Below are 25,697 nucleotides of genomic sequence, written 5' to 3' on the forward strand. Positions count from 1 at the left end.
CTACCTCCACCCCCGCACCGCCTCCTCGATGAAAGCCGCCACCGCCGCGACACTCGGCACCCGCGCCCGCTCGGGATGCATCATCAGATAGACCGGGCGCTCGGCGATCGCGTCAGGCAAATCGACCGCCTCGAAGCGAGGGTCGCGCAAGGCGGAGACTTCCGGCAACATCAGTTCGGCACCGAGGGAGAGCGCCGCCTCGATCAGGATCTCCAGCTTGTCGGCGGTCAGTGCCACCCGGGCGCCGGGACGCAGCCGGGAAAGCGCCTGCATCTCCGGCACATGGGCAAGCGCCGGTCCATAGCGCACCACCGGGCATGGGCTGTCTCCCTGCCCCTTCGGCCGGAACAGCCGGAAGCGGAGCGTGCCGAGGCTCTTCACCCGCACCGAATCCTCGCCGGTGCGCGCCATGCGGATGGCGATGTCGGCCTCGCGCCGTTCGATGCTCAGCATCTGGTTGTCGGCGATGAGATCGAGGGTGAGGCCCGGATGGCGCTGCTCCAGCCGGGCAAGCGATGGCGCCAGGATGGCGCTCAGCACGAAGCCGATGCTCGTCACCCGCACCTGCCCCTTCAGCTCCGCCGTCCGTCGCAGAAGCGTCGCGAGCGACAGCGACGCTTCCTCGGACATCGTCCGCAGACGCTCGACGACCGGGGAAAGCACCGGCGTCGGTGTCAACCGGCCGTCGATGCGGTCGAAGAGCGCCGCCCCCACCCGCCGCTCCAGCGCCGCGAGCCGTCGCGACACCGTCGTCTGGTCGACACCGAGCGAGCGGGCGGCCTGGCTGAGCGTCGCGCCGCGCACCAGATGGTCCAGCAGTTCGAGATCTGCCCATGTCCCTGCATTCATGCAGACTTGCCTCCGAAAATTTCGGCTCACTCTGCATCAGTGCAGTCGATAAGATCAAGCCCATCAACACCCCGCTTCGAAAAGCAAGGAGCCTGACGATGACCGCTGCCACCCTTTCGCCCGCCGCCCCGGCAACCCTCTTCACGCTCGCCGGCGTCACGCTCACCCCGCCCCCGCTTGGCGATGCGACGCTGATCCTGATCGACTACCAGAACGAATATCTGGCCGGTCCCTTGCGGCTCGTCGAACCCGAAGCGGCGATCGAGAAGGCGCGGCAGCTTCTGGTCGCTGCTCGTGCCGCCGGCGCCAGGATCATCCACGTCGCCCATCGCGGCGCTGCCGGCGGCGTGTTCGACCGGGCTCAGCATCGCGGCGCGATCGTCGATGCGCTGGCGCCGCTGCCAGGCGAAACCATCGTCGAGAAGCCGCGGCCCAACGCCTTCTCCGGCACCGACCTCTCGGAGATCGTCGGCCCGGCCGGCACGCCGGTCATCTTCGCCGGCTTCATGACGCACAATTGCGTCTCCTCGACCGCCCGCGCCGCCAAGGACCTCGGCTACGGCATCACGATTGCGGCCGACGCCTGCACCACCCGCGACCTTCCCTCGCCGGCCGGAACCATTCCGGCGCGCGCCCTGCATGATGCCGAGCTCGCCGGCCTTGCCGATCACCACGGCGCCGTCGTCGATGTCGCCGCGTTGATCGCGCCGCGCGGTTGACCGGCTCGTCAGCCGTCATCGAAACCCCGGGCGCCCGCCGATCGTGGGCGCCCTTTGCCGCAGCGCAGCTGCGGAAGATTACGAAAATATAATGATCTCAATGCTGTTCGCCGTGCCCAATCGCTTCTATTTTTGACCTATCCATTTTGGCATCGGCGATGCCGGTTAGGCGCAAGCGATGAGCAAGACAGCAAAGACGGCGCGAGCCGACACCACGCCCCGCGACGACGCGGCCCCCAATATCACCTTCATTCCCGGTGCAGTGCAGAAGGCGAAGCGCAAGCGTCGCACGCGCTCCTGGCTGTGGCTGCCGGTCGTTGTCGCCATCGCCGGTGCTGCCTATTACGGCTGGGTGCGCTACGGCGAGGAGCCGGCAGCGGCGGCAATGGTGACCGACGTGGTGACGCGCGGCGACATCGAAAACAGCGTCACCGCCGTCGGCACGCTGGATGCGGTCAACTCCGTCGATGCCGGCGCGCAGGTCTCCGGCCAGTTGAAGGCGCTGCATGTCGAGATCGGCGACAGGGTCACGCAAGATCAACTGGTCGCCGAGATCGACCCGGCGACGATCGAGAACCGCATCGAGATCGACCAGGCGGAGCTCGCCAACCTGCAGGCGCAGCTCATCTCCAAGAAGGCGCAGCTCGTGCTGAAGCAGGCCAATATCGACCGTCAGCGCAATCTCGTCGAAGCCAGGAGCGTGGCGCAATCGACGCTCGACCAGGCGATCGCCGATCTCGCCGCGGCCGAAGCCGACGTCAACGCCATCGAGGCGCAGATCCGCAAGCAGCAGGCGACCCTTGCCGGCGACAAGGTCGATCTCGGCTATACCAAGATCTATGCGCCGATATCAGGCACCATCGTCGCCAACCCGGCCAAGGAAGGCCAGACGCTGAATGCCAACCAGACGACGCCGACCATCGTCACCATTGCCGACCTCTCGACCATGACCGTCAAGGCGCAGGTGTCGGAAGCCGATGTCACCCGGCTGAAGGTCGGCATGGATGCCTATTTCACGCTTCTCGGCCAGCCGGGAAAGCGCTTCGTCGGCAAGCTTCGGCAGATCCAGCCGATGCCCGACACCGCCAACAACGTCGTGCTCTATTACGCCCTCTTCGACGTGCCCAACCCCGACGGCGAGCTGATGATGTCGATGAGCGCACAGGTGTTCTTCGTCCAGGCCGCCGCCAGGGACGTGCTGATCGTGCCGAGCGCCGCCTTGAACCACCCGGCCAAGGGCACCGGCGATGCGGCCGGCCAGGGCGGCGGCCGAGGTGACGGGCAGAGAAGCGGCCAGGCGGATGGCGCACGTGGTGAGGCCGGCAAAGCGCAAGTCACCGTCGTCACCGCCTCCGGCGCGCTTGAAACCCGCGACGTCGAAGTGGGTATCCGCAACCGCGTCAGCGCCGAGATCAGGAGCGGCCTCGCAGAGGGCGAGAAGATCGTCGTCAGCACCGGCTCCGGCAGCAGCGGCAACGCCCGTGACAGCCGCAGCCTGCGCGGCATGCGCATGCCGCCGATGTTCTGAGGCTGCCGGCCATGTCCCCGCTCATCTCGCTCAAGCACGTCTGCAAGACCTATTTCAACGGCGATCTTGCCGTCGAGGTCTTGCACGGTATCTCGCTCGACATCGAGGCGGGCGAATTCGTGGCGATCGTCGGCCAGTCCGGCTCCGGCAAATCGACGCTGATGAACATTCTCGGCTGCCTCGACCAGCCGACCGGCGGCGACTATCTGATCGACGGCGAAAGCGTCGCCGACCTCGACACCGACGAGCTGGCGGCGCTGCGCCGCCGCACCTTCGGTTTCGTCTTCCAGAGCTACAACCTCATTCCGACCGCAAGCGCCAAGGAGAATGTCGAGGTGCCGGCCGTCTATGCCGGCATGTCCGCCCGCGACCGGCACGATCGCGCCGAGGCGCTGCTCGAGGCGCTGAAGCTCGGCGAGCGCCTCGACCACCGGCCGAACCAGCTCTCCGGCGGCCAGCAGCAGCGTGTCTCGATCGCCCGCGCGCTGATGAATGGCGGCCGCGTCATCCTTGCCGACGAGCCGACCGGCGCGCTCGACAGCCAGAGCGGCTCGGACGTGATGGCGTTGCTCCGCGACATGAACAACCAGGGCCACACGGTCATCGTCATCACCCACTCACGCGAGGTCGCCGAACAGGCCGACCGGCTGATCGAGATCCATGACGGCCGCATCGTCGCCGACCGCGCCAAGAAGAGCCGCAGCAATGCCGAGGGGGCTGCCGCCCTTGCCCGCCATGTCAGCGAAGGTTCGGCGGCGATCGCCGACGTCACGGAAGCGGTGAAGATGGCGTTCCGGGCGCTGAAGGCCAATCTCTTCCGCACCATCCTGACACTGCTCGGCATCGTCATCGGCGTCGGCTCCGTCGTCGCCATGCTGGCGATCGGCACCGGCGCGCAGGATTCGGTTTTGAGCCGCATTTCCTCCATGGGCTCGGACCTCCTGGTGGTGCGCCCCAGCATGGCGAATTTCCGCGGCAGCGCAGGCGGCAGCAACGTCACGCTCATTCCGGCCGATGCCGATGCGATCCTCGAAGTGCCGAACGTCGCCTTCGCCGTGCCGGAGATGACGAGCAACGTCACGCTCCGCCGCGGCAATGTCGACTACCAGACGACCGCCAATGGCACCGTGCCGCAATTCACCACCGCGAAATCCTGGAAGATGGCCAAGGGCGAGTTCATCAATCAGAACGACATGGACGCTTACGCGCCGGTCGCGGTCCTCGGGCAGACGGTGGTCAAGACGCTCTTTCCCGATGGCGACAACCCGATCGGGCAATATGTGCTGGTCAACAAGATCCCCTTCCAGGTCATCGGCGTGATGGCGGAAATGGGCGCCACCGCGTTCGGCACCGACCAGGACGATGTCGTGCTGGTGCCTTTGACGACCGGCAGCATCCGCCTCTTCGGCCAGCGCAACGTGCGCACCATCACCGTGCAGGTGAAGGATGGTTCGGCGATCGACATCACCCAGCAGACGATCCAGGCGCTGCTCGACCAGCGCCACAAGCGCCAGGACACGCAGATCACCAACATGTCCTCCGTGCGCGAGGCCTTCACCGAGACCTCGAACACGCTGAAGCTGTTCTTGGGCTCCGTCGCGGCGATCTCGCTCTTGGTCGGCGGCATCGGCGTCATGAACATCATGCTCGTCTCGGTCAGCGAGCGCACCCGCGAGATCGGCGTGCGCATGGCGACCGGCGCCCGCCAGCGCGACATCCTCCTGCAGTTCATCATCGAGGCGCTCGTCGTCTCGGCGATCGGCGGCACGCTCGGCGTCGCGCTCGGCCTCGCGACCGGGGCGCTCGCCGGCCAGTTCGGCATGCCCGTCGCCTTCACCCTCGGCCCGGTGGCGCTCGCCTTCGCCTGCGCCTTCCTCACCGGCCTCGTCTTCGGTTTCCTCCCCGCCCGCAACGCCTCGCGCCTGCAGCCGGCGGTGGCGCTGAGTGCGGATTGAGGGGCGCGGCGCGGCCGGCTGTAGACAAAGCATGCCCCACTACCCAAGATGGCATTCTGCAACCATTGGCGTAATTCGAGATGTGGAAGTTCTTCGCAGCCCTGACATGTGTGCTTACGGCGGGGGCCTTCATCTGGCTTGCGCTCTTGGTTTCGGGGCACATCGAAGGCGAATTTGGCCTGAGGGACCTGATCAGTATGATCATGTCGGTGCCGACAACCATCGGCCTCGTCTGCTATGCCTACGATAGGATCATGCTTCCATCGGCCTTCTGGCCGCCTTTTGCCAAGATGCTGACCCTCTGGACGGCCTTTGAAATCGTTGACACGACCTGGGCACTCTTGTCTCTCAGCCCGGCGGCATTTGCCAGGAGCAAACTGGCCGCGGTGGTGGTGCTCTATCCGGTCCTTCTGGCGTTTGCCTATTTCGGGTGGCTCGGCGTCTGGCGCTACGCCCACGCCGTGAAGCGGCAATCTGCTCCCGCGAACTGACGCGAACTTCGTTCAGATGCGCGCGCAAGCATTCACCGTGGCGCAAGTCGCCCTGCTCGCGAAAGTGAAGACAGATTGCTCAACCTCGTACTCTACAGCGACCAGATCTTCCCCGAATGTTCGGTAATCGACCTCAGGCTCGTGGACCGGCTGCGGGCGCGAGGAACCGGAAATCGCATCGCCTATGTCGCCTCCGGCCCGGAGCCGGATCGCGGCTTCTTCCTTGCTGCCCGGTCCTACTACGGCCGATACGGCCTCGATCTCGCGCTGTTCTTCGATCTCGATGAGCCGCACTCGGCAGAAGACATCGCCGCACTCTTCGCCTCGGATGCCATCCACCTCGCCGGCGGCCATACCGGCGGATTTCTCGAGCGGCTGAAACGAAGCGGCATGCTCGGGCCGCTCCGCGACTGGGCGCTCGCCGGCGGCATCCTCATCGGCGTCAGCGCCGGCGCCATCCTCATGGCCCCGACGATCGCGACGGATGCGCTCTTCATCGGCAGGCGGCCGGAGGATATCGCTGACGGCGATGCGCTTGATCTCGTGCCGTTCGAGTTCTTCCCGCATCTCAACGACGACGACGCGTACCTGCCTGCGCTCCTGCGCTACAGCGCATCGTTGCTGCGGCCGATCGTTGCCTGCAATGACGGCGACGGCATCATTGTGACCGGCGGGAGGATCGAGTGCCTGGGGAATCCGCTTTGGCTTGCGGGCGGAGCCGCACGCGCGCCGGGCGAACTCGAGCTCGACGGCTTCTCGATCTTGCAGATCTGACGGCGCACGTCTGTTGCACGTTGCTGAGCCCCGCCCCTCTATATCGCTCCCGCCCGCGCAGCTCCCGCATGGCGTAGCGCCACCGCTTCTTCCCGGGGCGGCAGCGGTGCCGAGGCGACGTTGCGCCTGCCGCGCTGCGCCTCTCCCGCGGTGATGCCGATGTCGGCGAGGCGCTCGGCGTCGAGTTCACGCAACTGCTGCAACTGCCAATACCGCGACCGCGGCGAGGCGGCGAGATAGAGACCGATTTCCCTGAACATGTCGAATACCCATGTCTTGTGCCTGATTATGGGCACAGTCTGCGCCTCGACATTCCACAAATGAAGGTTAGCATTCCTATTCGAAGCATAAGGAAAACTTTGATATGGGTGCGCTCAATCTCGACTATCTCAGAACCTTCGCGCTGGTCGCCGATCTCGGCAGCTTCTCGGCCGCCGCCGAGCGCCTGGGGCTCACTCAGCCGGCGATCAGCCTGCAGGTGCGCGCTTTGGAAAAGCAGCTCGGCGTGCGCCTCGTCGAGCGGGTCGGCCGCACCGCGCGGCCGAGTGCCGCCGGGGTGGAACTGCTGGTCCATGCAGGCCGCATCGAGGCCGCGACGAACCAGGCCATCGAGGCGGTGGCACGCCACGCCAAGGGCGTTCTCGGCCGCGTGCGGCTCGGCACCGGCGCCACCCCGTGCGCCTTCCTGCTGCCGCCGCTGCTGGCCGATCTCAAGCGCCGCTTTCCCGACCTCGACATCACGGTGACGACCGGCAACAGCGCCGACATCGTCAAGGCGGTGGACGAAAATCTGCTTGATATCGGGCTCGTCACCCTTCCCGTCACCGGCCGCATCTTCGATGTGGCCCCGCTCTTCGACGAACGCTTCGTCGCCATCGCCCCTCTGGGAACCGACCTGCCTGACAGCGTGACCGCCAAAACCCTGGCGAAGCACCCGTTGATCCTCTACGAACCGGGCGCCAACACCCGCCGGATCACCGACGAATGGCTGATTTCGGGCGGCACGGACGTCAAACCGCTCATGTCGTTCGGCAGCGTCGACGCGATCAAGGAAATGGTCGCCGCCGGCCTCGGCGCAGCGCTCGTGCCGGAAATCGCGCTCCGCGCCGGGGATCGCGAGCGGCTGGAGGTGCGGCCGGTCACGCCGCCTTTATCACGCCGCTCCGCCCTCGTGCTGCGCCGCGACAAACGGCTCGATCGGGCGCTACGCGAAACGCTCGCGGCGCTTAGGACGCTGGCAGATCTGGACGAGGAGTTGGGGCGTAGTTAGTCCGCTTGCACAAGCACCTGGCAAAGAATGTCAGAAACACCGTCAGACCCGGTAAACGCCATGCCCTTTCCGTCCGGCAGCCTTACCATAATGCGTGTGGCCTTGAGGTTGTCCAGGACAAGCACCTTGAGCCCATCCTTCGTGACGACAGTCGCTGACCATGTCTTGATGCGCGCCGCTTCTTCGAATGGCGGGAAGTTTGACGAGACTGAAGCGACATCTGCGCCACCCGAACCATTAAGCGCGAATTCGATCGTCGTTCCGGGCAGCGCGCAGTTTACGACACCGTGCTTTTGATACGGCTCCGCATTTGCCACCAATGACAAAGCAAAAAATGCAGTCGCTGTGCCCACCAACAGTGAGCGTAGATTCGAGTACTTCATTTGCCCCTCCATCCTCAAGGAACTCTTATCGCGAGTCTCGCGAAAGTCGAGTTGCATTCTCGAAGGAGCTCAACGGGAAGGCTGCAACAGAAGGGAAAACAACATGAAAGCCGGCTAGGTGAAGGCGCATACGCACTATTGTGCTGAGATGGAGCTACAGATGCCACACCTCGACCGGGATCTCGCCCCAGTTGTCGTTGAGCCCGTCGCAATAGGTCACGGGGGCGGTCAACGGTTCGTCGATATCGACGCCGTCCAGGCAGGCGACGTTGATGTTGTAGCAGGTCTCGTTGGTCATGTTCGGCGCGTCGATGCGCTCGAACGGGCGCACGCCGCATCGGCCCGGGTTGCGGCCGCTATAGTCCGTCAGCGCCGCTTCACCGGCAAGGAGGCGGAAGGCCTCGGGCTTCACCACCACCGACCAGAGGCGCATCTTCACGCAGATGCTGCCGTTGCACTTCCCGTACCGGCGCTGATGTCCATCTCCGCCTCGATGCGCACGGCGCCGCAATGGCAGCTCCCGCTAGAGGTCTTCAGCATCCGTTCCTCCTTCCCTCGTTGTCAGCCGGACTATGCCACCAGCGCGATTGAAAATCTGCATCGTCATAATCACCGATCGGAAATCGGGTGGGCGGTGCCCTCCGCCGGCAGTAGTCAGGGCACACTTCAACAAGAGAAGGATAAGTCCATGGCCATGCTGCAAGACAAGATCGTGATCGTCACCGGCGCCTCTTCCGGCATCGGCCGTGCGGTCGCCAGGCTCTTTGCCTCCGAGGGCGCGAAGATCGTCGCCAACGCCCGCGGCGAAGGCCCGCTTACCGCCGTCGTCGAGGTGATCCGCGAGGATGGCGGCGAAGCGATCGCCGTCAGTGGCGACGTCACCGAGGAAGCGACCCATGTCCGGCTGGTGGAAGCGGCGCTCAGCCATTTCGGCGGCCTCGACATCGCCGTCAACAATGCCGGCTCCGTCGGCGCCGTCAGGCCGATCGCCGAAATCACCGCCTCCGAATGGCAGGAGACGCTCGCCGCCAACCTCACCTCCGCCTTCCTCGCCGCCCGCCACCAGATCCCCGCCATGCTGCAGCGTGATGGCGGATCGCTGGTCTTCACCTCCACCTTCGTCGGCACCAGCGTCGGCATCCCCGGCATGGCCGCCTATGGCGCCGCGAAAGCCGGACTGATGGGCCTCGTCAAGGGCATCACCGCCGACTATGGCGCAAGCGGCATCCGCGCCAACGCCCTGCTTCCCGGCGGCGTCGATACGCCGGCAGGCGGCAGCAAGGAGCAGAAGGAATGGGCGGCCGGCCTGCACGCGATGAAGCGCATCGCCCAGCCGGAAGAGATCGCCCAGGCCGCCCTCTTCCTCTCCGGCCCGATGGCAAGCTTCGTCTCCGGTGCAGCGCTCTTTGCCGATGGCGGCAATGCCGCGGTAAAGTGACGGGCGGCAACGGCCCAACAGGCGCCAGGGCCGGCTGCCCTGGCGCGAAGCTGCGGCAGTAGCTCTATCCGGACAGTCGCCTCCCCGGCGGCCCTTCAGATCGGTATCTCCGTCGTCTCCTTGCCCGTGCGGATCACGAATGCCGTGTAATAGCGGGCGACATTGCTCTCCTCGCGGAAGAGCCGCTCGGTGAGCGCATCGAGTTCGTCCATGTCTTTGAGCCGCAGCATCAGCAGCGCATCGGTCTCGCCGCTGACGCTATAGGCCTGAACGACCGCCGGCTCCTTGGCGGCCATGTCGAGGAAGCGGCGGACATATTGTTCGCCATGGCGCTCGAGCTCGACGGTGATGATCGCCTTCATCGTTCGGCCGGCCTTGGCCGGATTGAGGACCGCGACGATCCGGTCGATGACGCCCGTCTGATGAAGCCGCCTGATGCGGCGTAGGCAGCTCGACGGCGACAGGCCGACCTCTGCCGCAAGCTCGGCATTGGTGCGCGACGCATCCTGCTGCAAGAGCTTCAGAAGCTTGCTGTCGATCTTGTCCATCCCGGTTCCCCCGTTGCGGCCTCATGCAATTTTATTGCACAAACTCGCATATTTTGACCACAACTGCGAATGGCCTCGCGCTAGTCCTTGGACAACCAGTCAAGGAGACACCGTCATGGCCGTTCTGATCATCCTCTACCGCAAGACGCTCGCCACACTCGAAGTCTATTTCGACCTCGTCCGCGTCATCGTCCCCGTCACGATCGTCACGCATGTGCTGCAGGAACTGGGGGTGATCCGGGCAGTCGCGCCCGCCTTCGAGCCGCTGATGACCGTGGTCGGGCTGCCGCCCGAACTCGCCTTCGCCTGGCTGACCGGCCTGCTTGTCGGTTTATGGGGCGCCGTGGTGGTCGTCTTCGCGCTGGTGCCGGTTTCGGAGCTGACGACCGCCGACATGACGGTCTTTTCGGCGCTGATGCTGGTGGCCCATGCCATCCCGATCGAACAGCGTATCATCCAGAAGGCGGGCCCCAGTTTTCTCGTCACGGGCGCGCTCAGGATCGGCGGCGGCCTCGTCTTCGCGGCGCTGCTGCACCAGGTCTTCGCGGTGACCGGATGGCTCACCACGCCGCTGAACCCGACATGGATCCCGGTCAACGAGGGCTCCGGATGGGTCGCCTTCGCGCTCAGCACGCTGAAGACGCTCGCGACCATGCTCGTCGTGCTGCTCGCCTTGAGTTGGACGATCGAGATTCTCAAGCTCGTCGGTATTCTCGGCTGGCTGAACCGGGGCCTGGCGCCGCTCTTTCGCCTCGCCGGCATAAGGTCCGAGACAGTGCCGTTTACCGCCGTCGGCGTGCTCCTCGGCATATCCTATGGCGGCGCGCTGCTGATCCGCGAGGCGCACGAAGCCAGGGTGGAGCCGCGCCAGGTCTTCCTCGCCTGCGTCTTCATGGGCTTCGGCCACAGCCTCATCGAGGATACGCTGGTCGTCGTTGCCCTCGGTGCGGATTTCGCCAGCGTGTTCTTCGGCCGCCTGCTCTTTGCCATCATGGCAACGGCCGTGGTCGCGCGCGTCATCACGTCCGCGCCGGACAGGGTGTTCTTCCGCTCCTTCTTCCGCAAGGATGGTGGCGAACCCGCCCTGTCGGAGGCGTAGAGCAAGCCGCGCAGCGGTTGCGTTACTCCGCCGCGACCTCCGCAGCCAGAGTTGGCGGCACCGTCATCCGCCCGAAGGCGGCGCGGTAGGCGGCGGGCGTCGTCGAAAGCTGCTGGCGGAAATGGTGGCGGAGCGTCTGGGTCGAGCCGAAGCCCGAGGCTTCGGCCACCTGCTCCATGCCGAGCGCCGTTTCCTCCAGCAATTGCCGGGCGCGGGAAAGCCGCTCGGAAAGCAGCCAGCGCGCCGGCGTCGTGCCGGTCGCCGCCTCGAAGCGGCGCAGGAACGTGCGCTCGCTCATGCCCGCCGCCTTCGCCAGCACGGCGATCGAGAAATCCTCGCCGAGCCTTTCGCGCATTCGGTCGAGCAGCGGCCCGAGCCGGGCGCTCTCGTGCACGTCGGGCACCGCCCGCTCGATGAACTGCGCCTGGCCGCCGTCGCGGTGCGGCGGCACGACGAGGCGGCGGGCGACGCGATTGGCGGCCTCGCTGCCGAAATCGCGGCGGATCAGATGCAGGCAGAGATCGATGCCGGCGGCACTGCCGGCCGAGGTCAGCACCGCGCCGCCGTCGACATAGAGCACGTCCGGCACCACCTCGATGTCAGGATAAAGCACCTTCAGCCTGTCGGTATAGCGCCAGTGGGTCGTCGCCCTGCGGCCCGAAAGCAGGCCCGCCGCCGCCAGCACGAAGACGCCGGAACAGATGGAAAGGACGCGCGCGCCGCGATCATGCGCCGCGCGCAAGGCGGCGCAGACCGCCTCCGGCACCGGCTGGTCGGCGCCCCGCCATCCGGGAACGATGATCGTGCCGGCTTCAGCCAGAAGCCCGATACCGCCGTCGGCAACGAGGCGCACGCCGCCGGTTGCCCTCAGTTCGCCGGGATCGACAGAGGCGACGGCGAAGCGATACCAGCCCTCGCCCATTTCCGGCCGCGGCAGGCCGAACATCTCGACGGCGACGCCGAACTCGAAGGTGCAGAGCCCGTCATAGGCAAGCGCCACGACGAGCGGATTTTGAAGCGATGGGGCAGCGGAAAACGACTTTGGCATGATCTTGAGCATATATGGCAATAATGCCAACTGCCAGTCCCCGCCAAGCGCTGTTACACCTCTCCTCGCCAACCCGCACGAACACCTGAGGAGAGCCCGATGAGCATCGTCACCGAACCCCCCGCCGCTTCCCCCGAGATCGCCATTGCCCATTTCGCCAAGCGCCTGAGCGTCGAGACCGATTGCTCGGACGTCGCCCATGCGCTGAAGAGCGGCGAACAGGATTTCGTGCTGCTGCATGTGGTGGGTTCCGAAGCCGCCTATGCCCGCCGTCACGTGCCGGGCGCCATCCACTTGCCGCACCGCCAGATCAGCGCCGAACGCATGGCCGAGTGGCCCGAGGATACGCTCTTCGTCGCTTACTGCGCGGGCCCGCACTGCAACGGCGCCGACCAGGCGGCCCTCAAGCTTGCCCGGCTCGGCCGCCCCGTGAAGATCATGATCGGCGGCATCACCGGCTGGGAAGATGAGGGCCTCGCCTTCGCCACCGGCTCCGCGCCCGGTTAAGCGCAGGCCCTGCTCGCCGCCTGAGCCCGGGCCTACAGCGCCGCGCATCTGATAAGACGCGCAAAGGTCGCTGTAGCACTTTGATTTGCTGCATGTCTTTGTCCTTAAATCGAGGTCGATTTAAGGAGACATGCAGTAGCTCACACGATTGTTTCGCGCGTCTGCCAGACGCGCGAAGCGCGCCGCAGCACTTTGCAGCGCCACATGACCTTGCCCCCCGCCGGCATTCAGTAACCCGCGCCTGACGGATCACCCCTTTGCACGAGATGTCGAGATGCACGCCTCACCCCTCACCGTCCGCCCCTTCCAACGCCACGACGTGACCGACATGCTGCGGCTGATGCGCGGCCTTGCAATCTTCGAGGGCTACATCGACAAATTCGGCGTGACCGAAGCGGACCTGGTCGAACACGGGCTTGGCGAAACCCCGCGCTTCGGCGTGCTGATCGCGGAGCTTTGCGGCCGCACGGTCGGCATCGCGGTCCACTACGTCATCCCCTGGACCTACGACCTGAAGCCGACGCTGGTGCTGAAGGAACTTTTCGTCGAGGAAACAGCACGTTCCTCAGGCGCAGGCGCCGCATTGATCGCGGCTCTGAAACGTTATGCAGCCAGGATCGGCGCGCCGCGCATCAACTGGACGGTGCTGGCGAGCAACGACGCCGCCAAGCGTTTCTACCGGCGCGAGGGCGGCAGTCATGATGCGATCTGGGAGCCCTGGACGATGCCGGTCGAGGCCGTTCCGGGCGGCTGCGAAGGCTGAAGATCCACCTGACCATGCGCCCCGGAACGGCGTCTAACCCTCGTCGAAGCCGTCATAACCCGCTTGGGCAGGGCATCTCGCGGCCCTGCCTAGCCCCAATTGACTACTCAAATCCCTCTTAAATTTGATTGATTTCAGACACTGCTTTTGTCAAACTGTACCTGTAATTGCACACCGCAGACATACAATCCCCGGAAGAGTAGTGTGGTTGCGTTTTTATTGCCGTGCAATTGCTTTATTTGTTTTTATTGCGCGCTCGAGCCTCCGTTCCCCGCGGAGGCTCAGTTCATTTGAAGAACAGGCAAACGCAAAAGGCCCCGACCGTTTCCAGTCGGGGCCTTGTATTCGGGGCCTTGTATATTGACTGCCGCAGCGGCGCTTCAGAGGCTGCACCGCCCCATCAATGGCCGCCAAGCACCAGCGTCTGCACCGGCAGCATCAGCGCCTGCATGCGCAGGATCATCGCATGGACGAGGCCCACGGCGTCGACCACATGCAGATAGGCCCAGCGAAGGGTGCTGATATCGGGTGACTCCAGTTCGTCATGGCTGTTGGTATAGGCGTTGGCGATGCAGCTGCTGCCCGGAGGAACGTCATCGAGCACGCCGGGATAGAGCGGCTCCATGAAGACGGTCAGCGTGCCGGGCTGCGAGATCTGCGTGACGTCGATCAACTGGTCGCTGGCGCGCACCTGGCCGGCGGCAATCACGTCCTGCACCTCGGTCACGACCAGCGGGATGATGGTGAAGGGCTTGCCGACGCAGGTCGCCTCGCCGATCATGCCCACCTTCATCACCTGCGTCTCGATCTGGCCGAAGCCGGCAATAAGCCGCGCCCGGCCGGCAGACTCGGGCACGAGCACGCCCGCCGGCCGCAGAAGCGGATTGACCACTTCGCCGACCCGGAGCGTGAACTGCTGCAGCGTGCCGGACACGCCGGCCCTGACCGTGGCCTTGGCGATATCGACCTCCGCCTCCTTCAGCGCTGCTTCGGCGCTCGCCTTCTGCGAAGGCAGCAGCGAAGCGAGCTTGGTCTCCAGCGTCTGCTTGTTGGAAAGGGCGGCGGTGAGTGCGCCCTTGCGCCCTTCGAGGTTGACCTGCCGGCGCTCGATCTCGCGCCGGGCGACGACGTTGGGGTTCAGCTTGTTGAGTTCGACCTGGGTGTCGTACTCGTCTTGGGCCTGCTGCACCGCCGCCTGGGCCTGCACGATCGCGCCATCGGCAGCGACGAGTTCGGTGCGGGAGACGGTGATTTCTGCGTCAACCTCGGCGATCTGCCGGCGCGCAACCTCGGCGGCGGCTTCCTCTTCCGAGCTGTCGAGCTTGAACAGCGGCTGGCCGGCCTTCACCTTCTCGAAGGTGGTCACGTAGATCTCTGAGACGCGCCCGCTGGTCTCCGGCAGCACCGCGACCGTGCGGAACGCCGCGGTGACGTTCTTCGTCGACGGATGGAAGTAGAAGATCAGCGTGATCAGCGAAATCGTCAGGATGATGCAGGCGGTGATGCCCCAGCGCAGTTCGAACCAGACGGAGTAGATCGTGATCTCCTTGCCGAACCTCTTGCCCTGGACATAGCGGCGGAAGAGATAGTCGGGAAGGATCGTCAGCATCGAGCAAAGCATGAATTCGAACATGGCTCAGGCCTTTCCTTCCACCGACGGCTGATCTGCAGGCGCTGCCGGATGCCCCGCTGCCGGCTCAGGCTCGGCCGGCACGGGTTCAGTTGCTCCATCCACCTTGCCGGCGATCCGCTCCAGGGAGCGGGCGACAGACGAAAGTGGCGACGAAAAATCCGGCAGGTCGATCAGCGCCAGAATCAGCGCTGCGATCCAGAAGATGTTGTTGTGCGTGAGCAGCGAGATCAGCCCCAGCACCGCCACCAGTTCGTATTGAACCTTGTGGCTCTTGTGCGCCATGGTCTCCGGCAGCGAATGGAGCCGGAGATAGAAGGTGCCAAGCGCGAAGATCGCCAGGATCATGAAGATGACGACGACGTTGAACAGGACGTCGCTCTGCCCCGGTGCCGTGATGAACGCCGGTAAATGATGAATTGCAGTAGGATGGACGGCCTCAGACATTACGCCTCCAAAAAACGGACCGGACCAGGAGAATCGCACATTAGCACACCCCCAAAAAACGCAAACAAAACTTGTACTTCAGCCGCAACTTGACCTTGCGGAACTGCGCGCCTAAGCAAATCAGGGTTCTACGGCGCCGCGCGTCATCGGACGCGCAAAGGTCGCTGTAGCACTTTGAATTGCTGCATGTTTTGTCCTTTAACCGGCTACGGTTAAAGGAAACATACAGTAGCACCGGCGAAATGCCGGAGGGTTTCGAGCAGGATCCTCGGCGGCATGCTGTTCCCCCGGTAACCGCAGCCGACGCCCACTCGTCCTATCGCGCGCCGCAGGCGGCCGCACGCACCGTCCATTGCCTGAAGGAGACCACGATGGCTCAAAACATTTACGACAGGCCGGAGTTCTTCGAAGGCTACAGCCAGCTCGGGCGCTCGCTGCACGGGCTTGCGGGTGCTGCCGAGTGGCCGGCGATCCGCGCCCTGCTGCCGGATCTCTCAGGCAAGCGCGTCGTGGACCTCGGCTGCGGCTTCGGCTGGTTTTCCCGCTTTGCCCGCGAGGCCGGCGCCGCTCACGTGCTCGGCCTCGATCTCTCCGAGAAGATGATCGCCCGCGCCCGGGCCGACACGTCCGATCCGGCGATCGAATACAGGATCGCCGACCTCGATGAGCTCGAACTCCCCGAGCAAGGCTTCGACTTCGCCTACAGCTCGCTCGCCTTCCACTATGTCGAGGATTTCGGCCGGCTGGTCGCCACCATCCACCGTGCGCTCGCTCCCGGCGCGCATTTCGTCTTCACCATCGAGCACCCGATCTACATGGCCTCCCACAATCCCGGCTGGCGCTTCGAAAACGGCGAACGGACCTGGCCGGTCGATCACTATTCCGAGGAGGGACCGCGCATCACCGACTGGCTGGCGAAGGGCGTGATCAAGCACCACCGCACCATCGGCACGACGCTCAACACGCTGATATCGACGGGCTTTGCCATCCGCCACGTTGAGGAATGGCGGCCGACCGAGGCGCAGATCGCCGAGATCCCGGCTCTGGCCGAAGAAGTCGATCGCCCGATGATCCTGATCGTGAAGGTGCAGAAGTAGGAGCAAGACATGGCAGCTCATGCATAGGCCGCAGTTCAGCGTGTCTGCCAACCACTGAAGGTGCCTCTTGGCACCAGCAAGCTGACGGCAGTTCATGCAGCGGCCGCCGTTCACCGCCTACCCCTTTTTCTTCAGGCTCTCCTTCTGGGTGATCAGCCGGGCGCTGTGCTGGCCGCTCAAATAGGTCCAGAACCAGCTCCAGGCGACGGCGAAGCGGCTGCGGGTGCCGATCAGAAAGTAGATGTGGGCGATGCCCCAGATCCACCAGGCAAGCGCGCCCTTCAGCTTGAAGCGGCCGAAATCGATGATCGCGGCGCGCCGGCCGATGGTGGCAAGGCTGCCCTGGTGACGATAGCGGAAATCGCCCGGCGGTTTGTCGCCGGCAAGCCGCGCGCGGATGACGTCGGCCACATAGGCGCCCTGCTGCTTGGCCGCCGGCGCGATGCCCGGCACCGGCTTGCCGCCATCATAGGTGACGGCGGCCGTGTCACCGATGACGAAAACATCCCTGTGCCCGGGGGCGGTGAGATCGGCGCCGACAATCGCCCGGCCGGCCCGGTCCGCGGCGATGTCCAGCCAGCGGGCGGCGGGTGAGGCCTGCACGCCCGCGGCCCAGACGAGCGTTCGGCTCGCCACGAACTCCTCGCCGATCATCACGCCCTCCTCGGTGCAGGATGTCACCGGCGTTCCGGTGCGAACCTCGACACCGAGGCACTTCAGCTCCTCGACCGCGTAAGCGGAGAGATCCTCGCTGAAGGCGGCGAGAATGCGCGGCCCCGCTTCGACGAGGATCACGCGGGTTCGCCGCGTATCGATGCGGCGAAACTCGTCCGGAAGCGTGCGATGCGCCATCTCGGCGATGATCCCGGCAAGCTCGACGCCCGTGGGACCGGCACCGATAATGGTGAAGGTCAGCAGCGCATCGCGCGCGGCCGGCTCTTCTTCCAGCTCGGCGCGCTCGAAGGCGGTGAGCACGCGGCGGCGGATTGTGGTGGCGTCCTCGAGCGTCTTCAGGCCGGGGGCGAATGGCTCCCATTCGTCATGGCCGAAATAGGCATGCGTCGCCCCGGTCGCCAGCACCAGCGTATCGTAGCCGACCCGCTGGCCGTCCCTGAGAACGACCGCCTTTCCGGCCGCGTCCACATCCGTCACCTCGCCGAGAAGCGTCGTCACTTCCGGCCGGTCGCGCCAGAGACTGCGAAGCGGCCAGGCGATTTCCGAGGTCGCGATCAGCGTCGTCGCAACCTGATAGAGCAAGGGCTGGAAGAGATGGTGGTTGCGCCGGTCGATGAGCGTGATCCGAACCGGTGCGACGGCGAGCCCCTTGACGAGCTGCACCCCGCCGAACCCGCCGCCGACGACGACCACATGATGCCTGTCCTGCATGTTTCTTTCCAGTCGGCTCAGCAACTGGCCTTCCGTTTGGACATGCCACAACATTGGGGTTGCAGACGGCGAGGACAAGCGCCGGCATCTCATGTCACCCCTGCAAAAAATCAAGAACGGCTGTTCCGGCCTAGCGCACTGACAGGCCTTCAGCGCTCGTTTGGCGCGAGATGCCTGATCCGCGCGACGCGCGCCCGGATCTCCTCCGGGGTGAACGGCGAGTGACGGTTGCCGGATCGAAGACGTGGTTTTCGGCGATCGAGGGGAGTGCCCCCGCGCACAATGACGACGCCGATCGCACGAGCAGGGCATCTAATGCGCTTTTGAGTGCGAGCACGTTCACGCTGGCGAATGTTCAAACAACGCCGGTCGAGCTCCAGCCTCGCGCTCTCGCCCATTTGTCATAGACCCGGCGCATTTCCGATCTGTCGGCGCCGGTCAGCTCCATAGCTGTTGCATCGGAAATCCCCAGGCCGTGGAGAAGGTCGTTAAGCGAATTGTTGATAGCAAGGCACTCGGGCCGGTTATCGACAGAGTCGTCCACGTTCGGCCACTTGGCGAGGAGATCGCGCATCTGTTCCTCGGTCACCCCGATCCGGGTTTCAAGGTCCCATCCGAGGTGTACTAAAGCGCCCTCCATCGAGCGGCGCACGATCTTAAGTTCTTGTTCGGATAATGCAGCGAGCGACATCAAGAGTCCGGCGCAAACGATTCAACTGAAGCGGGTATGCGTAACATAATTGCATTCGTCCGCGACAGCCTGACGAACATGGTCGCCAACTTAGGAACCAATCGGAACAATACAAAGCGACTAAGTGGCGAATGCCCCGTTCCCGTTCGGCATCGGCAACGCTGAACGCATGCGCCGCGCCTTCCAGCGAAGGAAGGGTATCTCACCTTCGGATTATCAAGCCCGCATCGGGTCGCGTCGGCGCACTGCTCCTTGAGAAACACCTCACTCCGCATAATCGACCGGCACCGCCGTACCGCTCTTCAGGATTTCCATCGAGATCGAGGCGGAGACGTCGAAGAGTTCCACCTTGCGCACGATCTGCTTGTAGACCACGTCGTAATGCTCGACGCGCGGCAGCACGACCTTGACGATATAGTCGTAATTCCCCGTCAGCCGATGCACCTCGACGATTTCAGGGATATCGCTGATCGCCCGGCGGAAGGTCTCGATCCACTCGTCCGAATGGTGCGCCGTCTTGATCAGCGCGAAGACGGTCGTCGGCACGCCCATGCGTTGGCGGTCGAGCACGACGATGCGCCTGCTGATATAGCCCGCCTCCTCCAGCCGCTGGATGCGGCGCGAACAGGCCGACAGCGAGAGGTTCACCCGCTCCGCCAACTCACCAACGGCAACGCTTGCATCCTGCTGCAGCAGCCCAAGCAGCTTCCTGTCCCTCTCGTCGAGCACGCCGATCCCTCCACCCATAGCCAACCGTTGCGCCATATCTTTGCACATCTATCATCTCTTGCGCAAATATCTCGCGCCAAGATGCATTTTCCCTTGCAACAAAGCGAACCGTTCCAACGCACTTTGCCGCATAGTTTTCTCCATCGAAAACTGGCTGCGCTCAGCGCGGCAACAGCGGGCAGAGAGAGGAATGGTTATGCGCAAGATCGGTCTCATCGGCGGCATGAGCTTCGAAAGCTCGGCGGTCTACTATCGCATGGTCAACGAAGCCGTGCGCGAGCGTCTGGGCGCGCTGCATTCGGCTGAGGTGCTGCTGCATTCCGTCGACTTCCAGTCGATCGTCGACCTGCAGAAGGCCGGCCGCTGGGACGATGCCGCCAGGCGGCTTGCCGATGTCGCCCGCGGCCTGGAGGCGGCCGGCGCCGACTGCGTGCTGATCTGCACCAACACCATGCACCTGATCGCCGACGCCGTGCAGGCCGCCGTCGACATTCCGCTGATCAACATCATCGACGAGACCGCCGCACGTCTCAAGGCAGCCGGCAGCCGCAGGCCATTGTTGCTCGCCACCCGCTACACCATGGAGCACGGCTTCTATGCCGAGCGCATGAAGAGCCACGGCATCGACATCATGGTACCGGATGCGGACGGCCGCACGCTGATCCACAATGTCATCTTCGATGAACTGTGCGCCGGCAAGGTGCTGCGTTCTTCCCGCAGGGCGTTGATCGATCTGATCGACAAGGCCGAGGCGGAAGGCGCCGACGCCGTCATCCTCGGCTGCACCGAGATCTGCCTGACCCTCGACCCACGGGCTCTGCCGCTGCCGGGCTTCGATTCCACCGCAATCCACGCCGAGGCCGCCGTGGAGTTCGCGCTGGAAGGGGTCTCGCTGGCGCGGGCCGCGTGAGCGCCGGCGCTCGGGCCGCTGAGGTACCTACGAGGGGACTGCAAAGACCACCCGTCGGCTTTAACACGTCTTCCTTCGTCGCCAGGGGCCCGAGCATGCTTATCCAATATAGAAGCCGCAACACCCCTGAGCCCCGTCGGGGCTTGATCGGTCAAGCCCGAGGATGACTTAAGGATTGCTCACAAGCGGCTGCAGGAAAATGCGCTCATAGCTGATGAACGGCGGGTCATTTCCATAACGCGCGTTGGCCGCAATGCCATCCGGATCTTCGGCAACCTCTCGGCGATAGCTAAGATAGGTAGCCTCATCCGGAAACGTGAACAGCGCGATAGCGATATCGCCGGCACCCTCTTCACCCACACCCGGAAAGCTCGTGCCGACGCCCTCGGGCTTTTCGCGCGGGATGAAATAGCCGTGATGCGTTCCGCCGTAACGCTCGATGAGCCTGACCCAGATTTCTGCGTAGCCGCTGAAGTCGGCCATTCGGCCTTGCTCGATCCGGTAGCGGATTTCACAGGTGACGGGACCATCGGGCATCAGGCTTCCTCTCCCTTGTATCCGGATCTCGGCCCGCGAAGGCCGATGCAATTACCCCAGGGATCGCGCACCTGGCACATCCAGAGCCCCTCCTGTATCGCCATCGGCCCACGATAGAGAAGCGCGCCGAGCGCTTCGAAATGCTTGAGAGCCCGGTCGAAATCATCGACCGCCCAATGGACGACGGAGCCAGCCGCACCGCTCACCACCTTCTCATCCGCCTAGACGATTTCGAGATCCACTGTCCCGACCTGGAGATAGGCGAAGTCGAATTCTTCAAGCCACCGTCGCTCGGCATGCGGGAAAGCACGCTGATACCAGGCGAGCCCCGCTTCCGTGTCTGGAACATGCACCAGAATGGCCGCCACGCTATCGGTCATCGCAATTTCTCCATTCGCCGTCCGGTCCTCTCGTTTCGTCGACTGCCTCAGGCGGAAATCGCGTCCGGGGCCGATCGGAGTAGGCCGTGCGCAGATGCGCCCACCGCCTGCCAGTCGCTTTCGCCAAGCCCGGCAGGCGCGAAGGGGTCGACCAGCGTGCCCGAGACGATCGAGGCGAGCAGCGCCTGCATCGGCGGCGTGCGCGCGATCGTTGCGACCAGCCGGTCGCGCATCCAGGCGAGAAGGGTGGAGTCCGACTGGTAGAAGGGCGTGAAGGCCAGCGAGAGAAGCTGGAACAGGGCGACGTGATTGCGGCGCGCGGCGGCATAGGCAGCAAGGGCCGTGTCGAGGTCCGACGCACGGTCGAGCGCATGCGCCAGCGCCGCCACGTCGAGAAGCGCCATGTTGGCCCCCTGCCCGAGCTGCGGGCTGGTCGAATGGGCGCTGTCGCCGACGAAGGCGATACGGCCGGAAACGGGCGGGCGCATGGTGCGATGGGCATAACGCGCCAGCGTCAATTGCCCCCAGTCGGCGATCTGATCGAGCAAGGGCGCACAATCCGGCCAGTAGTCGAGGATACGCGTCTTCCAACGGTCGAGCCCGGCCTGCCGCACCCGGTCCGCATCTGCCACTTTGAGGCTCCAGAAGAAGGCGACGCGCTCCTTCTCGCCGACCCGCGCCCTGCCCGCCGGCAATAGGCCGATCATCACCCGCGCCCGGTCGTAGCGCTGCACCAGCGCATGGCGGTCATGGACGAGGCCGTCGCTGTCGAGCGTTGCCCAGAAGGCGCCATAGCTCAGTTCGCGCACCTTGGGCGCCACGGCGGAGCCGGCCGCAAGCGTCGAGCGTGCGCCGCTCGCATCGATCACCAGATCGTAGGCGCCCGCTTCTCACCTTTCGGCATCGAGAAGAACGGCCTTGTCGGCTTCCACCCTCGCGCCGGTCAGCGTGACGCCGGTCCGGACCTTCAGACCGGCGCCGCGCACCGCATCGTGAAGCGTGTTGAACAGCGCCGCCCGCTGCACCGCCAGCCCGAACCGGCCACTGGCCAGCGCGCCATAGCGCACGTCGAGAACGGTCCGTCCGGATTTCGCATCGGCGCCGTAAAGCCGGTCGATCCGGCTGCCGAGGGCAAGCATCGGCTGCAACAGGCCGAGCGTGTCGAGCACGGTCAGACCCGTCGGCTGCAGCATCAGGCCGGAACCGACGGGCGATGCCTCTTTGAAACGTTCGAGAAGCTCCACCCGATGGCCGCGCCGCGACAGCATCAGCGCCGCCGCAAGCCCCGCCGGGCCGGCGCCCGCAATGCCGATATCAAGTGTCTTCATGATTCCCCGGGGTGACGCAGGTGATTTGGCGAAACTATAGGGAAAATCAAGGCGCTAGGGCAAGATTGTACGTCGAGACACGACGTCGCGCGTCGTGCCTCGCCACCGCCCCTCATCCGCCCGGTGAGGGCTTGCCCCTCATCCGGCCTGCCGGCCACCTTCTCCCCGCAGGCGGGGCGAAGGAGACTCGCGGCACCCGCTCGCTTCACGTCCCCATCTTCAATCGCAGCGCTCTCTGACGGCAGGTTCCGATTGGCAACGCCGCCTTCGTCCTCGTCCCCTCTCCCCGCCTGCGGGGAGAGGGTTAGGGTGAGGGGCAAACTTCACTAACGCTCGCCGGAACAAAGAAGCGTGTCGGGCGCACAAGCGAACCGTTCGCCCGCGGTGTCCGCCCCCCGGAGAACTTCACGCCTCCGCGTCATAAACCTCGCGCGCCGCCCGAATGGCCCCGTGGTTCTCCACCGACCAGTCGACGAAATGCTTGAGCAGGCCGAGCAGCGAACGGCCGAGGTCGGTCAGCGCATATTCTACGCTCGGCGGCTGGGTCGGGTAGACGGTGCGATGGATATAGCCGTCGCGCTGCAGGTCTCGCAGCGTCTGGGTCAGCATGCGCTGGGAGATGTCGGGAATCAGGCGGCGGAGCTGCGAGAAGCGCAAGGGACCGTCGGCCAGCGACAGGATCATCAGCGAATTCCACTTGCCGCCGATATTGTCCATGACATCGCGCACCGGACAGTTTTCGACATCCATCGGAATGCCGCAGACCATTGCCACGCGCTTGCCATTCACCTCGCCGGTCAGCATGCTCATAGGCGGTACCCTTCCTGTTACCACAGCAGAAAAAACTGCCTCCTTTACAGCTCTACCGAGATTACGGGATAAGAGCAAGTCTCAAAAAGAGACCATGTGCCAGTGCTTCCTCCCAGGCGGCCGGCATCAACGGCGAGCGAGGAAAGGCGGGCGCGCTCCCGCCCATCCCGTCTCAGGTTCAGAGAAAAAGGAAAAGACATGTCCGAAACATTGCTCGTCACCGGCGCAACCGGCCAACTCGGCAAGCTCGTGCTCGACCAGCTTCTCGGCTCCGGCGTCGAGCCGGCCCGCATCATCGCCACCAGCCGAGACACGGCGAAGCTTGCCGATTATGCCGCCAAGGGCGTCAAGACCCGCGCCGCTGACTTCGACGACCCCGCCTCGCTCGAGAGCGCATTTGCCGGCGCCGACCGGATCCTGATCATCTCGACCGACGCATTGGACCAGCCGGGCAAGCGCCTGAAGCAGCATCTCGCGGCCGTCGCCGCCGCCAAGAAGGCCGGCGCCAAGCACATCCTCTACACCTCGATGCCCAGCCCCGAGACATCGGTCATCCCCTTCGCGCCCGATCATCTCGGCACCGAAAACGCCATCAAGGCGACCGGCATCCCCTACACCATCCTGCGCAACGGCTGGTACATGGAGAACCTGTTCATGGCGCTGCCGCATGCGCTCGAAACCGGCCAATGGTATTCCTCGTCCGGCGAAGGCCGCCTCGCCCACATCGCCCGTGCCGACGCCGCCAAGGCCGCCGCTGCAGCGTTGGCCTCGAGCACGAACGAGAGCCGCACCTATACGCTGACCGGCGGCGAGCAGCGCTCGACCGACGAGATCGCCGCCCTCGTCGCCAAGGCGACCGGCAAACCGCTCGAAGTCGTGCATATCTCGGACGAAGCGCTCGCGGGCGGCCTGAAGGGCGCCGGCCTCCCGGACTTCCTCATTCCGATCGTCGTTTCCTTCGACGCCAACACCCGCGAGGGCCACATCAACATGGTCACGAACGACGTGACGACGCTGACGGGTGCAACGCCGGTGAAGCTCGGCGCATTCCTGGAAGCGAGCAAGGCGCAACTTGCCGGTTAAGAAACCTGCTTGAAAGGAAGGGAGCCGGTGGCATGCCGGCTCTTGCCCCGTCCCACTCCCGTCACCGCCTGGGGTGGCCTACCTTACGGCCTCCACCGGCGAGGCATCCGCCCGCACCGCGATCTCCGCCAGGACGAGTGCGCTGATGCCGGCAACGAAGAACCCGGCGGACAGATTGAGCGTCGTGCCGTCGTAAAAGGCGCCCATAGCGATCGCGAACAGGGTGGCGATCAGGCTCGATCCGGAGGCGATCAACGAGGCACCGAGACCCGCAACCTGACCCAGCGAGCGCATGGCCGCGGCGTTGAGGTTGCCGAAAAGCACCCCGATCGCGAAGAAGGCCGCAAAGCCGAGCACCATCAGCACCGTCAGCGGCGGCCGGCCGGCCCAGGAGGCCGATACCACCAGCATGGCAAGCCCTGCCGTTGCCAATCCCAGGAAGCCGTAACGCGCCATCGCTTCCGAACCGAAGCGTTGCACCAGCTTCGCATTGAGGAACGAGGCAAGCCCGATGCCCGCGGCGAGCAGGGCAAAATAGAGGGGAAAGGTCTGTCCGATCCCGTAGGCGTCGAAAAAGAGGTCGGCCGCCGTGCTGAGATAAAGGAGCTGCGCGCCGAAGACGAGTCCGGTCGCCAGTATCAGGAGCGTCACGCGCCGGTTTGAGAGGATACGCCGTCCGTTCGATACGAGAAGCCGCGGGCGAAAGGGGATACGCTTGTCTTTCGCCAGTGTTTCCGGCTGCCGCATCACCAGCCACAGCCCGAGAAGGCCGGCCGCCGCGAGGTAGACGGCAAAGACGCTGCGCCAGCCACCGACGGCGATGATCCCTTGCGCCAGCGTCGGGGCCAGCATCGGCACCAGAATGAAGAGCGTGAACATGAAGGACATGACGCGGGCCATGGCATCGCCTTCGAACTGGTCGCGGATCATCGCCCGCGTCGCGATCTTCGGTCCAGAGACGCCGACGCCCTGAAGGAAGCGGCCGAGGATCACCATTTCGAGCGAGCCCGCCACCAAAGCAACGACCGTCCCGACCGCATAGACGCCGAGCCCCAGAACCAGCGCCCTCTTCCGCCCCATCGCATCGGAAAGCGGCCCCAGCAGCAGCTCTCCAAACGCCATGCCGAGAATGAAGAGGGAGATGACGTGCTGGGTGGAAAGGGGCGGCCGGACGCCGAGATCGGCCCCGATCTGGCGCAGGCCCGGCAAGAGCGCATCGATGCTGATCGAGGTCAGCGAGGTCAGAAGCGCATAGAGGACGATGCGCTCGCGGAAACTGGTGGGGAATGTCATTGGC

Annotated in this window: 31 protein-coding genes; 13 read left to right on the forward strand and 18 right to left on the reverse strand. The window is 64.8% G+C overall.

All coding sequences use genetic code 11. The features are described from left to right. Entirely contained in the window at window positions 1-849 is an 849-nt protein-coding gene (locus BHMPCIPO_RS12735) for a LysR family transcriptional regulator (RefSeq protein ID WP_173517084.1), read from the reverse strand. A gap of 98 nt (window positions 850-947) precedes the next feature. Between BHMPCIPO_RS12735 and BHMPCIPO_RS12740 the strand changes: the two genes are divergently transcribed. From BHMPCIPO_RS12740 to BHMPCIPO_RS12760, 5 genes are all read left to right on the forward strand, one after another. Next, window positions 948-1,568 (forward strand): cysteine hydrolase family protein, encoded by a 621-nt coding sequence (locus BHMPCIPO_RS12740; RefSeq protein WP_173517085.1) that lies wholly within the window; start codon window positions 948-950, stop codon window positions 1,566-1,568. 178 nt (window positions 1,569-1,746) lie between these two features. Continuing rightward, the gene (locus tag BHMPCIPO_RS12745; RefSeq protein WP_173517086.1) at window positions 1,747-3,096 is read left to right on the forward strand and encodes an efflux RND transporter periplasmic adaptor subunit; all 1,350 of its coding nucleotides are present in this window, start codon (window positions 1,747-1,749) and stop codon (window positions 3,094-3,096) included. 11 nt (window positions 3,097-3,107) lie between these two features. Continuing rightward, window positions 3,108-5,051, forward strand: coding sequence for a MacB family efflux pump subunit (locus tag BHMPCIPO_RS12750; protein ID WP_173517087.1), 1,944 nt, complete (start codon window positions 3,108-3,110; stop codon window positions 5,049-5,051). Between the two features lie 80 nt (window positions 5,052-5,131). After that, entirely contained in the window at window positions 5,132-5,542 is a 411-nt protein-coding gene (locus BHMPCIPO_RS12755) for a hypothetical protein (protein WP_173517088.1), read from the forward strand. Window positions 5,543-5,617: 75 nt separating this feature from the next. Beyond that, entirely contained in the window at window positions 5,618-6,316 is a 699-nt protein-coding gene (locus BHMPCIPO_RS12760; RefSeq protein ID WP_173517089.1) for a Type 1 glutamine amidotransferase-like domain-containing protein, read from the forward strand. A gap of 38 nt (window positions 6,317-6,354) precedes the next feature. Here the strand turns inward: BHMPCIPO_RS12760 and BHMPCIPO_RS12765 are convergent, their stop codons facing one another. Next, window positions 6,355-6,576, reverse strand: coding sequence for a YjiS-like domain-containing protein (locus BHMPCIPO_RS12765; protein ID WP_173517090.1), 222 nt, complete (start codon window positions 6,574-6,576; stop codon window positions 6,355-6,357). A 104-nt stretch (window positions 6,577-6,680) separates the two neighbouring features. On the opposite strand from BHMPCIPO_RS12765, the gene BHMPCIPO_RS12770 reads away from it, so the two are divergent. Then, window positions 6,681-7,586, forward strand: a complete 906-nt coding sequence (locus tag BHMPCIPO_RS12770) for a LysR family transcriptional regulator (protein WP_173517091.1) — start codon at window positions 6,681-6,683, stop codon at window positions 7,584-7,586. Here the strand turns inward: BHMPCIPO_RS12770 and BHMPCIPO_RS12775 are convergent. Both BHMPCIPO_RS12775 and BHMPCIPO_RS12780 read right to left on the reverse strand, forming a co-directional pair. Then, a complete protein-coding gene (locus BHMPCIPO_RS12775; protein WP_173517092.1) occupies window positions 7,583-7,969 on the reverse strand; it encodes a hypothetical protein in 387 nt (128 codons plus the stop codon). The two genes, BHMPCIPO_RS12770 and BHMPCIPO_RS12775, sit on opposite strands and share 4 nt — an antisense overlap. 154 nt (window positions 7,970-8,123) lie before the next feature. Then, the gene (locus BHMPCIPO_RS12780; protein WP_246304308.1) at window positions 8,124-8,408 is read right to left on the reverse strand and encodes a hypothetical protein; all 285 of its coding nucleotides are present in this window, start codon (window positions 8,406-8,408) and stop codon (window positions 8,124-8,126) included. Window positions 8,409-8,657: 249 nt separating this feature from the next. On the opposite strand from BHMPCIPO_RS12780, the gene BHMPCIPO_RS12785 reads away from it, so the two are divergent. Next, window positions 8,658-9,407, forward strand: a complete 750-nt coding sequence (locus BHMPCIPO_RS12785; protein ID WP_173517093.1) for an SDR family oxidoreductase — start codon at window positions 8,658-8,660, stop codon at window positions 9,405-9,407. A gap of 95 nt (window positions 9,408-9,502) precedes the next feature. On the opposite strand, the gene BHMPCIPO_RS12790 is transcribed toward BHMPCIPO_RS12785, so the two are convergent. Beyond that, the gene (locus tag BHMPCIPO_RS12790) at window positions 9,503-9,955 is read right to left on the reverse strand and encodes an Lrp/AsnC family transcriptional regulator (RefSeq protein WP_173517094.1); all 453 of its coding nucleotides are present in this window, start codon (window positions 9,953-9,955) and stop codon (window positions 9,503-9,505) included. A gap of 115 nt (window positions 9,956-10,070) precedes the next feature. Here BHMPCIPO_RS12790 and BHMPCIPO_RS12795 point away from each other — a divergent pair, with 115 nt between their 5' ends. Beyond that, entirely contained in the window at window positions 10,071-11,054 is a 984-nt protein-coding gene (locus tag BHMPCIPO_RS12795; RefSeq protein ID WP_173517095.1) for a nucleoside recognition domain-containing protein, read from the forward strand. A gap of 22 nt (window positions 11,055-11,076) precedes the next feature. On the opposite strand, the gene ftrA is transcribed toward BHMPCIPO_RS12795, so the two are convergent. Next, window positions 11,077-12,114 (reverse strand): transcriptional regulator FtrA, encoded by a 1,038-nt coding sequence (gene ftrA / locus BHMPCIPO_RS12800; RefSeq protein WP_173518159.1) that lies wholly within the window; start codon window positions 12,112-12,114, stop codon window positions 11,077-11,079. Between the two features lie 87 nt (window positions 12,115-12,201). Here ftrA and BHMPCIPO_RS12805 point away from each other — a divergent pair, with 87 nt between their 5' ends. Continuing rightward, window positions 12,202-12,609: a rhodanese-like domain-containing protein gene (locus BHMPCIPO_RS12805; protein WP_173517096.1), complete on the forward strand. Its 408-nt coding sequence runs from the start codon at window positions 12,202-12,204 to the stop codon at window positions 12,607-12,609. Between the two features lie 274 nt (window positions 12,610-12,883). After that, window positions 12,884-13,372, forward strand: coding sequence for a GNAT family N-acetyltransferase (locus BHMPCIPO_RS12810; RefSeq protein WP_173517097.1), 489 nt, complete (start codon window positions 12,884-12,886; stop codon window positions 13,370-13,372). Window positions 13,373-13,772: 400 nt separating this feature from the next. Here the strand turns inward: BHMPCIPO_RS12810 and BHMPCIPO_RS12815 are convergent, their stop codons facing one another. Beyond that, window positions 13,773-15,005 carry an HlyD family secretion protein gene (locus BHMPCIPO_RS12815; RefSeq protein ID WP_173517098.1) on the reverse strand — a complete coding sequence of 411 codons (1,233 nt, stop codon included), beginning with the start codon at window positions 15,003-15,005 and terminating at the stop codon, window positions 13,773-13,775. A gap of 3 nt (window positions 15,006-15,008) precedes the next feature. Further along, window positions 15,009-15,449 (reverse strand): hypothetical protein, encoded by a 441-nt coding sequence (locus BHMPCIPO_RS12820; RefSeq protein WP_173517099.1) that lies wholly within the window; start codon window positions 15,447-15,449, stop codon window positions 15,009-15,011. A gap of 371 nt (window positions 15,450-15,820) precedes the next feature. On the opposite strand from BHMPCIPO_RS12820, the gene BHMPCIPO_RS12825 reads away from it, so the two are divergent. Further along, window positions 15,821-16,546 (forward strand): class I SAM-dependent methyltransferase, encoded by a 726-nt coding sequence (locus BHMPCIPO_RS12825; protein WP_173517100.1) that lies wholly within the window; start codon window positions 15,821-15,823, stop codon window positions 16,544-16,546. Window positions 16,547-16,663: 117 nt separating this feature from the next. On the opposite strand, the gene BHMPCIPO_RS12830 is transcribed toward BHMPCIPO_RS12825, so the two are convergent. From BHMPCIPO_RS12830 to BHMPCIPO_RS12840, 3 genes are all read right to left on the reverse strand, one after another. Next, window positions 16,664-17,932, reverse strand: coding sequence for an NAD(P)/FAD-dependent oxidoreductase (locus tag BHMPCIPO_RS12830; RefSeq protein WP_173517101.1), 1,269 nt, complete (start codon window positions 17,930-17,932; stop codon window positions 16,664-16,666). Between the two features lie 355 nt (window positions 17,933-18,287). After that, window positions 18,288-18,623 carry a hypothetical protein gene (locus BHMPCIPO_RS12835; protein WP_173517102.1) on the reverse strand — a complete coding sequence of 112 codons (336 nt, stop codon included), beginning with the start codon at window positions 18,621-18,623 and terminating at the stop codon, window positions 18,288-18,290. 264 nt (window positions 18,624-18,887) lie between these two features. Next, window positions 18,888-19,352: an Lrp/AsnC family transcriptional regulator gene (locus tag BHMPCIPO_RS12840; RefSeq protein ID WP_173518160.1), complete on the reverse strand. Its 465-nt coding sequence runs from the start codon at window positions 19,350-19,352 to the stop codon at window positions 18,888-18,890. A 190-nt stretch (window positions 19,353-19,542) separates the two neighbouring features. On the opposite strand from BHMPCIPO_RS12840, the gene BHMPCIPO_RS12845 reads away from it, so the two are divergent. Beyond that, window positions 19,543-20,262: an aspartate/glutamate racemase family protein gene (locus BHMPCIPO_RS12845; protein ID WP_173517103.1), complete on the forward strand. Its 720-nt coding sequence runs from the start codon at window positions 19,543-19,545 to the stop codon at window positions 20,260-20,262. 168 nt (window positions 20,263-20,430) lie between these two features. Here BHMPCIPO_RS12845 and BHMPCIPO_RS12850 read toward each other — a convergent pair whose 3' ends face one another. The 6 genes from BHMPCIPO_RS12850 to BHMPCIPO_RS12865 all read right to left on the reverse strand — a co-directional run bounded on the left by BHMPCIPO_RS12850 (window position 20,431) and on the right by BHMPCIPO_RS12865 (window position 23,317). Beyond that, on the reverse strand, window positions 20,431-20,799 hold the full coding sequence (locus BHMPCIPO_RS12850; protein ID WP_173517104.1) for an NIPSNAP family protein: 369 nt from the start codon (window positions 20,797-20,799) through the stop codon (window positions 20,431-20,433). Beyond that, window positions 20,799-21,005: a VOC family protein gene (locus BHMPCIPO_RS32570; protein ID WP_210266445.1), complete on the reverse strand. Its 207-nt coding sequence runs from the start codon at window positions 21,003-21,005 to the stop codon at window positions 20,799-20,801. Before BHMPCIPO_RS32570 ends, BHMPCIPO_RS12850 begins: the two co-directional genes overlap by 1 nt. 15 nt (window positions 21,006-21,020) lie before the next feature. Then, complete coding sequence (locus BHMPCIPO_RS32575) at window positions 21,021-21,179, reverse strand: VOC family protein (protein ID WP_210266446.1); 159 nt, start codon at window positions 21,177-21,179, stop codon at window positions 21,021-21,023. 47 nt (window positions 21,180-21,226) lie between these two features. Continuing rightward, entirely contained in the window at window positions 21,227-22,048 is an 822-nt protein-coding gene (locus BHMPCIPO_RS33650; RefSeq protein ID WP_312033026.1) for an FAD-dependent oxidoreductase, read from the reverse strand. A gap of 21 nt (window positions 22,049-22,069) precedes the next feature. Further along, the gene (locus tag BHMPCIPO_RS33655; RefSeq protein ID WP_312033027.1) at window positions 22,070-22,507 is read right to left on the reverse strand and encodes an FAD-dependent oxidoreductase; all 438 of its coding nucleotides are present in this window, start codon (window positions 22,505-22,507) and stop codon (window positions 22,070-22,072) included. Window positions 22,508-22,912: 405 nt separating this feature from the next. Then, a complete protein-coding gene (locus BHMPCIPO_RS12865) occupies window positions 22,913-23,317 on the reverse strand; it encodes a winged helix-turn-helix transcriptional regulator (RefSeq protein ID WP_173517105.1) in 405 nt (134 codons plus the stop codon). A gap of 198 nt (window positions 23,318-23,515) precedes the next feature. Between BHMPCIPO_RS12865 and BHMPCIPO_RS12870 the strand changes: the two genes are divergently transcribed. Further along, on the forward strand, window positions 23,516-24,400 hold the full coding sequence (locus BHMPCIPO_RS12870) for an SDR family oxidoreductase (RefSeq protein WP_173517106.1): 885 nt from the start codon (window positions 23,516-23,518) through the stop codon (window positions 24,398-24,400). 78 nt (window positions 24,401-24,478) lie between these two features. On the opposite strand, the gene BHMPCIPO_RS12875 is transcribed toward BHMPCIPO_RS12870, so the two are convergent. Continuing rightward, window positions 24,479-25,693 (reverse strand): multidrug effflux MFS transporter, encoded by a 1,215-nt coding sequence (locus BHMPCIPO_RS12875; protein ID WP_173517107.1) that lies wholly within the window; start codon window positions 25,691-25,693, stop codon window positions 24,479-24,481. Window positions 25,694-25,697: the final 4 nt, after the last annotated feature.

Source organism: Ensifer sesbaniae (genome assembly GCF_013283665.1).
In the GTDB taxonomy this organism is placed as follows: domain Bacteria; phylum Pseudomonadota; class Alphaproteobacteria; order Rhizobiales; family Rhizobiaceae; genus Ensifer; species Ensifer sesbaniae.